Annotated in this window: 13 protein-coding genes; all 13 read left to right on the top strand. The window is 68.2% G+C overall.

Translation table 11 applies throughout. The annotated features are described in order from the left end of the window. Nucleotides 1-37: 37 nt before the first annotated feature. The 13 genes from ACFYXM_RS27935 (at nt 38) to ACFYXM_RS27875 (ending at nt 14,782) form a co-directional block, all read left to right on the top strand. Nucleotides 38-1,282 carry a SpaA isopeptide-forming pilin-related protein gene (locus tag ACFYXM_RS27935; protein WP_389293397.1) on the top strand — a complete coding sequence of 415 codons (1,245 nt, stop codon included), beginning with the start codon at nt 38-40 and terminating at the stop codon, nt 1,280-1,282. A gap of 91 nt (nt 1,283-1,373) precedes the next feature. Further along, on the top strand, nt 1,374-2,252 hold the full coding sequence (locus ACFYXM_RS27930; RefSeq protein ID WP_389293396.1) for a sortase: 879 nt from the start codon (nt 1,374-1,376) through the stop codon (nt 2,250-2,252). 10 nt (nt 2,253-2,262) lie between these two features. Then, complete coding sequence (locus ACFYXM_RS27925; protein ID WP_389293394.1) at nt 2,263-2,412, top strand: hypothetical protein; 150 nt, start codon at nt 2,263-2,265, stop codon at nt 2,410-2,412. Between the two features lie 122 nt (nt 2,413-2,534). Beyond that, nucleotides 2,535-3,146: a hypothetical protein gene (locus ACFYXM_RS27920; RefSeq protein WP_389293392.1), complete on the top strand. Its 612-nt coding sequence runs from the start codon at nt 2,535-2,537 to the stop codon at nt 3,144-3,146. After that, nucleotides 3,143-5,449 (top strand): AAA family ATPase, encoded by a 2,307-nt coding sequence (locus tag ACFYXM_RS27915; protein ID WP_389293390.1) that lies wholly within the window; start codon nt 3,143-3,145, stop codon nt 5,447-5,449. The genes ACFYXM_RS27920 and ACFYXM_RS27915 overlap by 4 nt, the downstream gene beginning before the upstream one ends. A gap of 247 nt (nt 5,450-5,696) precedes the next feature. Next, nucleotides 5,697-6,401: a hypothetical protein gene (locus ACFYXM_RS27910; protein ID WP_389293389.1), complete on the top strand. Its 705-nt coding sequence runs from the start codon at nt 5,697-5,699 to the stop codon at nt 6,399-6,401. Nucleotides 6,402-6,868: 467 nt separating this feature from the next. After that, nucleotides 6,869-7,375: a hypothetical protein gene (locus ACFYXM_RS27905; protein ID WP_389293388.1), complete on the top strand. Its 507-nt coding sequence runs from the start codon at nt 6,869-6,871 to the stop codon at nt 7,373-7,375. A gap of 97 nt (nt 7,376-7,472) precedes the next feature. Next, entirely contained in the window at nt 7,473-8,360 is an 888-nt protein-coding gene (locus ACFYXM_RS27900; protein ID WP_389293387.1) for an N-6 DNA methylase, read from the top strand. 186 nt (nt 8,361-8,546) lie between these two features. Beyond that, nucleotides 8,547-9,974: a hypothetical protein gene (locus tag ACFYXM_RS27895; protein ID WP_389293386.1), complete on the top strand. Its 1,428-nt coding sequence runs from the start codon at nt 8,547-8,549 to the stop codon at nt 9,972-9,974. Nucleotides 9,975-10,135: 161 nt separating this feature from the next. Continuing rightward, nucleotides 10,136-10,954, top strand: a complete 819-nt coding sequence (locus ACFYXM_RS27890; RefSeq protein ID WP_389293385.1) for a hypothetical protein — start codon at nt 10,136-10,138, stop codon at nt 10,952-10,954. Nucleotides 10,955-11,021: 67 nt separating this feature from the next. Next, on the top strand, nt 11,022-11,258 hold the full coding sequence (locus ACFYXM_RS27885; protein ID WP_389293384.1) for a hypothetical protein: 237 nt from the start codon (nt 11,022-11,024) through the stop codon (nt 11,256-11,258). Between the two features lie 101 nt (nt 11,259-11,359). Next, nucleotides 11,360-14,368, top strand: a complete 3,009-nt coding sequence (locus ACFYXM_RS27880; protein WP_389293382.1) for a hypothetical protein — start codon at nt 11,360-11,362, stop codon at nt 14,366-14,368. A 99-nt stretch (nt 14,369-14,467) separates the two neighbouring features. Beyond that, nucleotides 14,468-14,782 carry a hypothetical protein gene (locus ACFYXM_RS27875; protein ID WP_389293381.1) on the top strand — a complete coding sequence of 105 codons (315 nt, stop codon included), beginning with the start codon at nt 14,468-14,470 and terminating at the stop codon, nt 14,780-14,782. The last annotated feature ends 130 nt before the right edge of the window (nt 14,783-14,912 follow it).

The raw sequence follows: 14,912 nt of genomic DNA, 5'->3' as shown, positions 1-14,912 counted from the left end.
GGGCTGAACTGCGGCCCCACCGGCAGGGAGAAACACCTTGACCCTGAACACACGCCGCCCGGCGCTGCGCCGCTCGACCGTTCTCGCCACAGCCGTCCTGGTCGGCGCGACCGCGCTGTGCGCCGCCCCCAGCGCGGTCGCAGCGGACAAATGGGGACCGGGCTTTGCCATCCCCGATGACCTGAACAAGCCGGACGCCTCCCACCTGGGTGCGTACGGAGCGCCGGGGGCCCCGGTCAGCGGCATCACCGGCCGGGCCTACTGCGCGGACCCGACCCTCGCCGGTCCAGCAGCCGGCGGCCAGTACGGCAAGGCCACCGAGGTCACCACCTGGACCTCGAAGGCCACCGGTCGGCAGGTCTCCAAGGAGAACACCGCCCGCGCCGCGTACGTGCTGTCCAAGTACGGCGACACCGCCAACGACACCTTGGCCGCAGCCGTCGACGCGGCCGTGTACAGCTTCCTCGAGCAGGGCAGTACGTACGCCCTGCCCAACGGCAAGCGGGCGCTGGAGCGGGTCTCGTACCCCAACGTTCCGAAGGAGGTGAAGACCAAGGCAGAGGGGTTCATGACCGAGGCGGGCAAGCTGGCCGGCCCGTACAAGGTCAACGTGCACACCCCCGCCGCGTTCAAGCCCGGCGAGAAGACCACCATCACGCTGGACGTCACCGCCGCGTCCGGGCAGAAGGTCCCCGGTGTCCAGATCCAGCTCAACGGAGCGGGTGCCGTCGCCGGCGCGGGCACCGTCACCACGAACGACGAAGGCGTCGCCACAGCCACCATCACACCCGCCAAGGCAGGGACCGTCGAGCTGAAGGCGGTGGCCAAGAACTTGCCCGCCTTGACGCTGATCGCCCATCTCCCCGCCAACGACAAGGCACAGCGGATGCTCGTCGCCGGTGGCACCACGAGCGCCGAAGCCCAGCTCAAGATCACCGTCAACGCGCTGAAGGGGAGCATCAAGCTCCTTAAGACCGCCAGCGACACCAAGAAGCCGCTGTCCGGGGTCCAGTTTGAAGTCAAGGACGAGGCCAACAAGACGGTGGCCAAGGGAACCACCAACAGCCAGGGCCTCTGGCAGATCGACAACCTCCCGCCGGGCACCTACACCATCCACGAGGTCCAGGCCGTGGAGGGCTACCAGCTGGCCGTGGACCAGAACGTGACCGTCGTGGACGGCAAGACCTCCGACGTCAGCGTCATCGACGTCAAGATCCCCCAGCCCGAGAAGCCGAAGCCGCGGCCCGTGGACATCACCGAGCTGCCGAAGACCGGCGCGTGACCACAACCTGACGGCTCTCACTCGCTGACGCCGCGGGCCGGGACGTCCACGTCCCGGCCCGCGCCCCACCGACCCATTTCTTGGAGCGCACGTGTCCGACGCACCACACAGCCCTGACAGCCTTCCCACAGCGCAGCCGACCACCCGACCGCGCCGAACCCGACGAGCACTGGCCGCGGGCATCGCCGCCATCACCGTCGCAGGCCTCGCAACCACCGCACTCCTGGTGGCCCGCGGGGACGATGAGCCGCCCACCCGCGCGCACCAGTCCGCCGCCACCCAGAAGATCGCCCCCACCGAGCCGACATCGACCGTCCCGGATCCGCTCACTTCCTCTGCCACTTCCGCCACCCCCGACGAACCCGCCGCCGACGAGCCCATCGGCGGCGACCCGAAAGTGCCGGACCGGACCGTCAAGGCCCAGTCCGACGCATCCGCCGCACTGAACACCTGGTCCTCCTCCAACCCGAAAGGCAGCGGCCCCCACAGCGTCGGCGGAAACCCCACCACAGGGGACGGCGGTGCAGTCACCGAAGTCCTGCGCATCCCGGCGCTCGGCAACGACTGGGCACAGCCCGTCTACGAGGGTGTGACCAGCCGACAGCTACGAGCCGGCGTCGGGCACTTCCCTGGGACAGAACGTCCCGGGCAGATCGGCAACTACGCGATCGCCGGCCACCGCTCCGGCGTGGCAAGTCCCGCCTTCAAGAACATCGACCGCATCAAGCCCGGTGCGTCCATTTCCGTCACGACGGCGAACCGCGTCACCTACACGTACAAGGTGGCCTCCGTTCAGACCGTAGACCCGAGCAACGTGAACGTCATCGCCCAGGTACCGGGCAAGCCCGCTGCCACTCCCACCAAGCCGGTGCTGACGCTCGTCACGTGCTGGCCGGCCAACGGCTCGTCCAAGCGTGTCGTCGTCACCGCTGACCTCGTCCGATCAAGCGGAGGAACCTCCGTCCGATGACGGTGTCCGGTTGCCCTGCGCGGTCCCGACGCCCTGGCCGACCCTCTGCTGGCCGACCCTCTGCTGGGCGGCCAGGGGCGGCTTCGGCATCGGGGCCATGGTTGGTCTCGGCCTCATCGTCGCGCTGACCACCCACTTCCCCGTCCGCAGCGAGAAGTGAGAAGGACGGTTCGACGATGAGGGCCGGAGACCGCAGAGCCAGATTCGCGGATTCTCGCGCCGTGCCTCATCAGGTGGTGATCTTCGGGCATCACCTCGCGACCCTGCCCCGAAGGACCCGGCATGTCTCCCAGCCTGACGATCACCAGCAACTTCTTCGAGCCGTTCCGCACCTACACCGATGCCGCCGCCCACCAGGCGCTCGGGCAGGCTCGGATCTTCGAAGTTGAGCTCGTCACCCGGCACCCCGACCGGGGGCAGCTGCGCGCCGTCGGCTGGATGAGCAACGCTGCCCCGGGCTCGAAGCGGCACATGCAGGCGGTGGACGAAGACGAGTACCAGAGCGGTGTGTGGAAGCCGCACGCGCAGACAACCACTTTGCTGGGCCACGCCAGCGTGGACGACCCGACGCCGATCCTTCTGGTGTGCACTTACGCCTGGTCCTGCCCGTGCAACGCCCCTGCCCTGATCGTGTACGCCAACGGTCCCGACGCGGAGACCACCCGGATCGCCGCCGATGACGCGGCCTGGGCTCACGCCGGGAGCCTCGCGCTCCCGGACGGCGAGTACGTGGACGGTTCCGAACACCACCAGTGCGACGCCCCGCAGCTGAAGCTGGTGTCGGCGCTACGCACCCTCCACTTCGCCGCACCCCGGATCCAGACGCCTCCCGGACGGGACTCCAGCACCGTTCTGCGCGTCAACATCCGTCCCACGGACGGAGCAGTCGCGTGATCACTCCCATCCGGATACGCGTCCGCAACATCCGCTCGGTCCGGCACGGCGAGATCACCATCCCCGACACCGGCATCACCGCCCTGCACGGGCCGGTCGGCTCAGGGAAGTCGACCTTCCTGTCCGCCATGGTGTGGGCCCTGTACGGCGAGGTCCCCGGAGGACTGAAGCAGGCCGACATGCGCCGCTCCGGCGCGGACGGTGAACCGTGCGAAGCCGAAGTCGACTTCATCTTCAACGGGCAGCGGTACACGGCTCTTCGGGGCCTGCGGCAGCGCAACCACCGGGGCGGCGTACGAGAGGAGGCGTACGCCCGCTGGTGGACCAACGGAGCCACCGGCCCTGGCCAGGACGAACCGCAGATCAGCCCGAGCAAGCTCACCATGAAGATCTACGAGCTGACCGGACTGACCGGCCGAGCCTACTGCGGGGCCTTCTTCATCGCACAGGGCGAACTGACCGGGCTGGCCGAAGGCACTCCCGCCCAGGTCCAGCAGCTGTTTGAAGAGCAGACCGGGCTTGGCGACCTTACGAAGAAGGTCGATGAGAAGAACGCCGAGGCCCGGCGGGCCGAGGAACTGGCGGCCGCCATGCCCGGTTCACGCGAGGAGACCGAGGACGCCCGCCGCGCGCTCGACGAGGCCCAGCAGCAGGCGGCTGAGGCTCACGAGACGCATGAGCAGCTTGCCGAGACAGCGCGCCAGGCCGCCGACCGGGTGCGTAGCGCCGAGGAGCAGGCCCAGGATGTACAGCAGCGGCACCGGCTCGCGGAACAGGAGCGGATCAACCGGGCCCGTGCTGATGAGCGCGTCCAGCAGTGCCAGCAGCGGGTGGCCTCTCTGACCGGGGAGCTGCGCCGGGCCGGCCTTGCCACCCCCACGCCGGAGGTCCTCACTCGGCAGTTGGACGCCTTGCGGGATGCTGTCCACTCGGCCGAGCGAGCTGTCGAACAGATCGATGCCGCCGAAAAGCACGCCGCCGCAATCGACGGCCGAGTGCGGCAGACGCGAGCCGAGGTTGACCGGCTCGCCGACCCGGAACTGGACCGGCGCATCGAATCGGCGAAGCAGCAGCACACCGAGTACGAGCAGCGGCGCGGGGCGCTCAAGGGCGAGTACACCCGCCTCAGCCGGGCACTACAGGCGCTGACCACGGCCGAGTCCGCCTGCTGCCCCACCTGCGTCCAGCCGCTGCGGAACGTGGGGGCCTTGGTCGCTGATCTGCGTGGCCAGTGGGAGCGCTGCATCAGGGACGGCAAGAACGCGAAGGCGAAGGCGGAGGCAGCGGTCCAGCTTCACGATGCGCTGCTCTCTCGGCGCCAGGAACTCACGCAACTGTCCACTCGTCTGGACGCGGTGCATGCTGAGGCGGCTGCCGCCCGGCAGCAGGCCAAGGCGGCACGACGCGCGGCCGACGAGGCCGTGAGCGCTGTGGTGGTTCACCTCCCGGGCTTCGACGGGCCGGCGAACCCTGAGCGGGCCCTCCAAGCCGGTCGAGCCGCCATCGAGCAGCTCAGCACCGAACTCGTCCAAGCTCGGCACACACACGGTCTGCGTACTCAGCTGGCCAACGCCGAATCTGAGCTGAGGGCTGCGCGCGCCGACCTGGCCGCACGGGAAACCACACACCCCGACGTCACGGCCAACGAGCTGGCCGAGGCAACGGGCGCGCTGACCGCAGCACGTGCCGAACACAATCAGGCAGCCGCCGAGGCATCCGAGGCGAACACCCGCTTCCTGGTGGCGGCCGAACGCGCGACCGTGCTGGCCAAGGCACACGAGGCTGCCGAAGCCCGGATGCGTGCGAAAGCCGACAAGCTCCATACGGCGCACATCCTGCACGAGGCCGCCGCGACGTTTGCTCAGTTCCGACGCGACCTGTTGGCCGAGTACACCGCAGCGGTGTCCCAGGCGGCCACTGACGTGCTGACCCAGATCACCGACCGGCACGTGCGCTTCGAGATCGATGACGCCTTCGTCCCGCGCGTGCACACCGCCGAGGGCACGGTACGCCCCACCCGGGTCCTCTCAGGAGGAGAGAAGGCCACGGCCGCACTCGCCTTCCGGCTGGGCATCACCGAGCAGATCACAGGTGGCAACGCGATCGGAATGATCATCGCGGACGAGATCACCGCAGCTCACGACGCAGACACCCGTGGAGCCGTCCTCACATGCCTCTCCGAACTCGGTTGGCCCGCCCTGGTCGTCTCGCACGGCGAGGAGATCACGGAAGTGGCTCAGCAGGTCATCAGCCTCAGCCAGCCGGACGAGAACACCGGAACCATGATCGCCCCAGCAGCCTGAGCAAGACCCTCTACTCTCCCCGTCACCGAGGACGAGGAGGCGGGCGCGCCGCGGAGCTGTCCATCAGCAAGGCCGCCAGGTGGCAACGCCACCCGGCGGGGCGGCCCCCTGCCGTGTTCGCACCTCGCGCCGAGGAGGACCCGAGGACGTGGGGGGTGCCTAATCACAGCCGAATCGACGACCGAGCCTGCCTGGCCCAATCCGTTCAGTGCCAGGCAGGACACCACACCGCAGGGAGCCACGCCTCATGGCGATCAGGAACAAGAGACTGCCGGTCAGCGAGGCCAACGGGCACCAGTTCGTGAACAACGAAGCTGAGGTGCATGTGTTCAACGGGGAGATGTTCCCCGCAGGCTTCCCGTTCGGCGGCTGCCGTATCTGCGGTCAGCACCCCACCTATCAGGTCATCGAGGAAGCCGCCCACGTGCAGGAACCCTGTTCTCACCCGGACGGAATCACTACGACGATCACCCTGAGCGTGCCGTCCGGCAAGCTCCTCGTCTCCGACAACCTGCGCCCCGTCTACAACTGGGGGGACGACGCCCTGGTCGACTACAACTGCGTACTCGGCCGGGACAGAGCCATCAAGGCGATGGCCGCCATCGGATGCGCCTTCGGGCCCGCGAGCGATCGCAGTCTGGGTCTCTACCGCACGGAGCAGGACCGCTACATCATCGCCACCCCGTGGATCGACTTCGACAACGACGAGACTCCGTCGATCCCTGAAGAGACATGCCTGGCGCAGATCTGCACGGACATCTGGTCCTATGCACTCGCCGACTACGAGCACTGGCTCTCGATGGGCGGGGACCCTGAAACGCTCGACTCGGGCGACACCATCGTCAACGTCACCCCAGGGACCTACCAGTTCGTCCACCACTCTGGCGAACGCGGCTTCGACGTCGACTCCGAAGGAACTGTGATCTTCGCTCACGTCGACCGGATCGCGTAGCTCACACGGAGACGTCCTCCCGGACCAGGGCCTCGGCCCCGGCTTGGGAGGGCGCGCTTCTGCACGTGCCTACGAGTTGTCCGCGACCAACCCCGCGGCGCCCGCGCCAAGGCGCCTGCCGAAGCGGGGTGCTCCGCCGGCGTGCGGACCCTCCGTGCGTGGAAGAGCGGCAAAGAGCTCGACCTCATCAGAAGCTGGACCGCTCACAGGACCTCCATCTGACCGGACTGCTTCACGCCGGCCAGATGAAGCAGCAGTGAGGCGACGGTCTGCGCCTGTCCGGCGAAGGGCGAACGACTTCACGGCCCGAGGTGCAGCGATCGCCCTCCTACTCGCGAGGGCTCGGCGAAATGCCTGTTCCAAGGCCCTAATGACGACCCGCACCCACCGCACATGCCGAACCGCTGGCTGACCACGGTGCGCGTTGCCGACCCTCACCCCACTCACATGGCAAGGAGCCTGGTCCGTTGACCTCTTCGACCGCACCCGTTCACGTTCTGCGCGCCATCACCGACGCCTACATCGCCCACATCAAGCAGGGCAACATCCACTCCGCCCTCGGCCACATGACACTTCTGGCCGACACGTACGGGCTGCCGGCGGTGCGCGACCTCGCTGCTGAACTCACCTGCAACCTGCACGCGCGCTGCCCGGCCCGCTTCCGCAACTCCCTCGGCGGCGTGAACATCTCCGCCCTCTCCCCCGCCCGCCCGGCTGATCCCTCCACCGTCCTTGACGTCGCATCCCGAGCCAACCAGATGATGGGCCGCGGTCAGGTGACGGCTGCGGACCTGTCGCACACCGAGGCCCACATGCACGTCACGGAAGACGTGCGCCGCGTGGTTCAGGCAGCACTCGACACAGCCTCGCACGGGCAGAAGTCGGTTTCCGCCCACCTGGCCGTCCTCGTGACGCCCCAGGAGCTGTCTGCTGCCGTCGCCCTCCTGACCAACGGCCTCATCGTCTCGCCCTAACCCGCCCAGACCCGCAGTGGGGCGGCTCATCAGCTGCCCCACCGGGCTGCGGATCACGTGCCCGAACACTCTGCTTCACCGAGGGAGAGACCTACTCATGACCATGTACGGAATACCCCCGGCATCCTTCCGCCGCGCGATGGCTCCCGAAACCGGCCGCGACCACGCCCGCCACATCGCCGATGTCGCCCTGGCCTGGTGGTTGGAGAACCGCGGGGGTACCAGCGACCTGCCGATTGCCGTGGGCACTGTCGCCGCCCTCGCTCTGGCAGCGCCTTGCACCCCTGCCGGCCCTGACTACGGTCCGCTGCTCCTTCCGCTGGACGACCAGGAAGCCACCGACGTCCTGCGTTCGGTATGGAACAACCTCTGGTCCTACAACCCTGTCCTGGCCGAGGCAGCCCGCCCTCTCCACGAGTGGCTCGCCCAGGAGGGTGACGGCGACACCCACGGGCTCAGCGACTACATCCGCATCCTGGTCCGTGCCGGCTTGCTGGAGTACGCCAGCGATCTCACCCGCTGCGAAGACGAAGACCTGATCGGTCTTCTGGTCCAACGGATGCGCAGTTACACCGAGCGGCAGAAGACCGGCCAGTTCTTCACTCCGGCGATAGCGGCCGACCATCACGCGGAGATCCTCCTCACCGAGCCGGTCCCGCCGGGTGCCCGGCTGATCGAGCCGTGCGCCGGAACCGGGACTATGGTCCGCGCGGCAGCCGCCACGCTGCGGTTCCAAGGGAAGGATCCCGCCGACTACCGGTGGTGGATGAACGACATCGACGAGATCCACGTCGCGTGCTGTGCCGTCAACGCCGTGCTGTTCCGGCTCGGTCCGAACGTCACCGTGTCCCGCGGCGACGCTTTCCACGACGTGGGCGAACTCGAGAAGGACGCCCAGGCGCGCGCCGACCGGGCTGTCAGCCAACAGCGGCGCAGACCGGTGCTGTACCCCACGCGAACCAGGCCGATGCACTGGCCCGCGTGACCGGCGGCAGGCGGCTGGCCGTCAGCTCTCTCCGTACCGCCGGCGAGGTTCTCCCGCCGACAGCGCTCGGCGGAAACTCGCCAGGAGGAGGAGGTGCCACCTCCTCCTCCTAAGCTGCCCAGAACCACCCTTCGAACGGCTCACCACCCAGAAAGCACCAGCAGACCTCCCAGGAGCACCGCCACCATGACCTCTGACCACCACGTTGCACCTGAGCAGGTGTACTGGTCGTGCAGCCCTGACGGCGGCTCCCGCATCCGCATTACCGACGTCGGCACCTCACACGCCGAGGCAGTGAACGCGACGACCGTCCAGGAGCCGCAGCAGATCCCCCTCAACGACCTCCACCCGTCGGCCACCACCGCCACAGGGGCCCGGAGGCGTACCGGCTACGTTCTCGACACCGGCGTGATCGACTCGCTGCCGGCCGCCAGACATGTGCAGGACCTGATCGTCCAGCGTCCGCACCTGCCCGTCACGGCCATGGCCCGGCATGCGCAAGTGCCCCCCACGACCCTGAAAGACGTACTGCGCGCTGCGGACCGAGGCCAGCAGCGCAACGTGAACGCCGACGTAGCCCACCGCCTGCTCCTGCTCAGCGCTGCAGACCTTCCCAACGAAGCCCGCGGCTACGGCGGGCAGTCGACTGACGCTGCCCCGGTGATGGAGCATGTGGACCGGATCCTCGTGGAGCATCCCGAGATCTCAGTAGCCGCCGTCGCGCGCGCCGCGACGATGACGGTGAGCACGCTGGCTGCCACCCTCAAGGACGTGCGGGCGGGCCGGCCACGAACCATCAAGGTCCGCTTCGCCGAACGGCTGCTCGCCCTGAAGGCCACCGACCTGGCACCGGCCTTCCGGAAAGACGCCGTTGACGCCACCCCGGTCGTCGAGCGCGTCCGGCAACTTCAGGAGGCGTATGAACTGGCCAGCATCGCCTTCATCGCGAAGACAGCCGGGGTGAATTCGTCCACGCTCACGAGCGTCATCGACGACCACGCCGCAGGACTTCGCAGAGGAATCCACCCGACGATGGCGGGCCAGGTTCTCGCGCTGACCGAGCTGCCTGCTCCTGCGTTCCAGCGTCGTCCCGGGGTCACCGATGTCGGCCTGATCCGCCGCCTCCGGGGACTGTGTGCGCTTGGCTGGACGCTGAACGCCATCGCCCGCGCGGGCGGCACCACCGTCAAGTCCCTCACTGACTTCAACCAGACCGGCAGCGCCACCCCGTCGGTCAAAGCCGCCGTACTGGCGGCCTGGGGGCACCTGTCGCATCGGCCAGGGCACTCCGAACTCGCCCGCCAACGAGCCCTGGCCAAACGATGGGACCCGCCTCTGGCCTGGGAAGAGGAAACCATCGACCAGCCGGCCGCCGAGCCCCTCGGTACACGCACGGCAGGGCGCTCCGGCGAGTGGACACCTGATCTGCTTCGCCTCGAACTCGAATTCCTGCGGGACGAGGGCCTGAACTGGACCGAATCCCTGGCCCGCCTCGGCCTGCGCAGCCAGCGTGCGCACGAACTCCTCGCCCAGAGCGAGGAAGCCGTCGAACCCGGGTGTCCGCCCCTACGTCTACCGTCCCGCCCACAACCAAGCCACGAGCTGGCCGCCTAGCCCTGCTGGAACCGAGGAACGAGCAACTGTCTGAAGCCCACACCACGACCACCTCCCACCCGTCGGAAAGCCTCGACGCAACGTCCGCGACCACGTCCAGGCCGTCGATAACGACCTGGACGACACACCCCGAACATTCGTCTCAGATCAGGAGCCATCACATGAGCACCATCACCAACCCCGTCACCCCGGACTTCGGCGTCGAGCAGTGCGACCCCGCCAAGCCCGCGCCTGCCGTCGTCGTGGCCAACACCCCCGACATGAAGTCCCCCGGGCACGGCTACACCCTCCCCCTCATCGGCCGGGAGCGGCCGCACACCTTCGAAGCCGTCCTGCCGGAGCAGGCCCTCCGCATCTTCGCCGACCGGCCGGCCGACATCCTTGCCCAGCTCATCCCGGGCTACGCCGGCCTCGAAGCCGCCCTCGAGCAGGCCGTAGCCAGTGGGGACCAGGAAGTGATCGACCAGGCCGAAATTGCTGCGTTCGACGCCCGGTCTGCGCACGCCACCACGATCCGCCGCACCTTGCAGCAGCAGATCAACGCCAAGGCCCATGACGAAGGAAGCTGGAGCGGCCTTGACGAGGAGGAGAAGCAGCTGCTGGTGGCCGCAGCGGCCGGCGAGGTGCCCACCGGTGTGCTCTACCTGGCGCCGGCCGAGGACGACCTGGGCAACCCGGCCGAGGAAGAGATCGGTGAATGGTCGGCGACCGTCCCGCTCGTCCTCAACCGCGGCGAGTACGTCGACGGGGACGTCAGCGAGCCCGGCTCCGGACTGGAGACGAAAATGCCCGACGGACGCAAGGTCGTTGTTGTCGTCGAGCACCCGGAGAACCTCGTCGTCCTTGACCCGCTCGACCCCTTCACGTACCTGTCCTCCCTCAAGCGTGCCGGCGTCATCACCCTGGAAGAGCGCGAGTACGTGCCGATGGACGAGCTGTACACGTCCGTCATGGAGAGCGGCGCGGCCGCGGAAGCCTGAGGTGGCGTCCGCGGCGGCGGCCGTGCGGCGACCCCAGGCGTCACAGGCAAGGAGGAGGCTACTGGTCGTGCGTGAGCTGATCGCCTTCATCACCATGCATCTGCTGCCGCCGACCGCCGCCTTTGCTGCGTGGAACGAGTACCGAAAGAGGCGCCGGAGCATGCTGGTCGTTACCCTCGCCGGCTCGGCGATGGCAGGCCTCGGTCTGCTGCTAGACCAGCCTGGCCTCGGCCTTGTCGGCTTGCTGCTTCTGTGCCCACCGGTCCTTGCCATGCGCCGTGATTTCCGCGACGAAGACCGTTGATAAGGCCCTCTCTTCAGTCTGCTGGCGGCCCAGATGGGGGTGTCCGCTCTGGGGCGCAAGATCGCCCTTCAGTAAGACACTCACTGGAGGGGCACGACGACGTGGTTTGCCGCGAGAACAAGGGCCGCTCGGCGGTCATCGGATATCAGAAGCACCTGCTCAGGCAGCTCGGGTACAAGGACTACGACGACTTCGAGCTGCAGTCGGGCATTCATGAGTTCGGTCACCAGTACGAAGGGTTCCCGGCCCCCACCAAGAAGGAGCAGCTTGCCTTCCTCAAGGGTCTCAAGCAACAGATCGAGAGCGACCCGCGGATCTCGCAGGCCGACAAGCACAGGGACAGTGACCGGCAGCCCGGGATGGTCACCCGTATCGACCAGGAGATCGCCCGGCTGAAGACCGGGAAGGACGAGCATGGCCGGCCGCTGCAGTCCAAGCACAAGATGCGTGGCCAGGACCTGGCAGCGATGCAGCGTCTCGGCGTGCTTCTCCAGCGCAACCAAGGGGCGAAGGACGGGTACTTCGACGTCTACGCCCGCACGATGGGCATCTCCGCGGCCGCCGCTCGGGCTCGTTGGAAGGCACTTGTCCGTCGGCAGAAGTCGGAGCGGGAGAACACACGGATCTCCCTGACGGACAAGTGGCGGGACCAGCTCGCCGTCTCCGGGTTCACCGCCCGGCAGCAGGCCGATATCGGACAGAGCAACGTCTCCCGCGAGGCCATGCGCATCATGGAAGAGGAAAGGCGGACCAAGCTGGCCTCGCTGCCCACCCGCCCGGCCCTGGCCTCGGCGCAGCGCGTGCGTCTTGCCGAACCGGGCGGCGGCAATGTGCAGTGCACCGGTGAAGGCGGCTGTGGCCAATTCGGCCACGAGCGGAGCGCCTGCCCGAACCGGTTCCTCGTTACGCAGCGGGACGACGCTCGGGCCCGGTGGAAGAAGCTGGACAAGGAGATCCGGGGACATCAGGAGCGGGGAGACGAAGCTCTGCGTAACGGCTGGGCAACCTGGGGGCCCAATCCTGCCAAGATGGAGGAGATGCGCAGGGAGCGTGACACGGCCCTGCAGCATGACCAGCAGATCACGAACTCCCTCGTCGGCGGTGTCGGCCAGGGCACCGTCAAGTGCGAGCAGTGCGCACAGTTCGGGCATCTGAAGGGCGAGTGCCCGAACGCCCGTCGCGTCGAGGAGCTGGAAGACCTGCGTCGGCAGGTCAACGAGCGCCAGAGGGCGATGGAGGAGATCTACTCCAAGATGGACGATCTGGAGGATCAGGGCAGCTACGACGAGGAGGACTTCGAGAAGCTCCGCAGCCAGGCCAAGACAGAGGAGGCCTACCGCGATCACGCTGGCATCCAGTTCAAGGACAAGAAGGCCGAGATCGCGGGCGCGGCGATACGCTGCATCGGAGGCTGCGGCCAGTTCGGGCACGCACGCGACGAATGCCCGAACGCGGCCCTTCTCGACGAGGTTGAGGGACACGCCCGCGAGGCCGACCGGATCCGGGAGAAGATCCGCAACCGGGCCGAGCTACGCGGGCAGAACCCCGACACTGCGCCGCACACCGACGCCGACAACGCCCTGTACGACGACTGGTACACCAAGAGCATCGACATCGACAAGCGGCTCCTGGACGCCGGGATCGACCCCGCCCAGATATCCACGGCCACCGCGCTGTCGAAGGCCCGGAAGGCAAACGGACCGGTGTCGGCACGGATCCAGGAAGTTGGCTACAACCCGGACACGGGATACCTCGAGGTCACAACCCGGCCGTACAAGCGCAAAAGCGACGGCCAGGTGATGCCACCCAAGACGTACGCCTACAGGATGTCGCCCAGCCAATATCAGCAGATGATGGCGGCCTCGTCCCTGACCAGCTACGTCAGCCAGACGGTCTGGGCGCGGAACGGTGGCAACACGGCTTACCAGTTCGAGAACGTCGCCGAGGCGGCCGAGGCGTCGGTTCAGCGCAAGTGCGCCACCTGCGGCCGGTGGGCTTCCATGACCTCCGCGCACACCTGCCCCGTGTCCGGCTCCCGCGCCGGACAGGACGACAGCGCTCGCCGCGCCCGGATCAAGGCCGAGAAGCAAGCCGCCCGAGCGGCAGGCCGCCCTGCCCAGATGCCGCCGGCTATGGCGACGGTGCCGCCGAGTGCCGCGCTGCGCTTCGGTAACGAGGGCAGGCTGCTCTACGCCGACCCCGGGCGAATCGACACGGAACTCTCTTCCGGGAAGGTCGCGGCCGCGCAGGTCCGGGCAACCTTCCTGGACGCGAGCGTGTCCGGTCAGGCGGTTGCCTGGAACGATTCCGACGGGCAGACCAAGCTGTCCACGGACAGGGATGACGGCGCCACTCTGCAGTGCAACTGCCGGGACTTCAAGAGGAACCACACCTGCCGGCACGTCAGGGTGGTCGGGATTGCCATGGCCAAGCGGTATGCCGCAGACCATCCGGCCGTCGGGTCGCCGCTACGCAGCGCACCGCTGCCCGCAGCCGCCCCTGCTCGGGAGGAGACCGCCAAGGATGCCCCGGAAGAGGGCTTCACGCGCAAGTCGTACGCGCAGGTCAGGGAAGTCCGCGCAGCCTGGCGCGGCAGCGAGCGCATCCGCGCGGAGCAGTTCGCCAAGGCGCAGGATGGCCGCTGGCTGTACGCCGCCGGAGCTGTCGACGGGCAGACCGGCAAGCCGGTCAAGACGCCGCAGGTGTGGTCGGAAAGCGGCGTCAGCACCGACCCGGCGGACGCCGCCGGGCGGGAGTCGGTCCGTCTCGACCAGGAGAAGGACGTGCAGGCCAGGCTCCGCGCAGGGCTCCGCACGCAGACCGGCAAGCACTGGTCGGTGACGCGGAGGCCTGATGGGTGGCTGCACATCACCACCGCACTTCAGCGCCGGACCGGAAGCAAGGAGATCACCACCGCCGAGCGACGTGAGCTGGCAACAGCACTGAAGCTGCCCATCGACGCCGTCTCCTCGCACGGCGTACCTGTCCCCCCGGGCAACGGATGGCGGGCGGAGATGCTCGACCGCGCGTCCGGCCGGCCGCCCCGGGTGCTCGGCGAGCGGTATGTTGCCCGAGCTGACCAGAGGCCGGAGGTCGTACACAGCGTCTAACTCCTTCTGGTCGTCCCCGCAGGGACGACCAGAAGGAGTGTCCGGATTCGGGGTGATGACGCTCTCTTCCCCACCCGCACATGAAGGGGATCGCCCGTCGTGTCCACCACCCAGTTGCGTGACCACCTCCTGGACCAGGGGCTGGCCGCACTGCGTCGCACCGAGGCAGAACGCCAACACTTGGATCCCGACCTCCAGCTGCTGGCCTACACCGCCATGACGATCACCCTGGCCGGGATCAGCACCCGACTGCTGGAGGTGCTGTCTCGGCATCACCCAGACCTGGCACAGCTCCTTGCTGGTGAACTTCTCGACCTCCGCGACGAGCCCCAAGAAATGGCCGACTACCTGCGTGCGCAGGCGGACGCCGCCAGCCGCCGACGAGGCGCGCCCCGCGTAGCGCGAGCGGCCTGACAATTCGCGAGATCTCGCCGACAACGCAACCTCCCGACACGATTCGATCGTCACCACCCCACGGCGACCGGAACGCACCAGTCACTCCCCTGGCAACGTGCGTTCCGGCCGCCACTCACTCACACAGGAG

It is taken from the genome of Streptomyces sp. NPDC002476 (assembly GCF_042889785.1).
In the GTDB taxonomy this organism is placed as follows: domain Bacteria; phylum Actinomycetota; class Actinomycetes; order Streptomycetales; family Streptomycetaceae; genus Streptomyces.
This window is presented reverse-complemented; position numbering and strand designations above follow the sequence as displayed.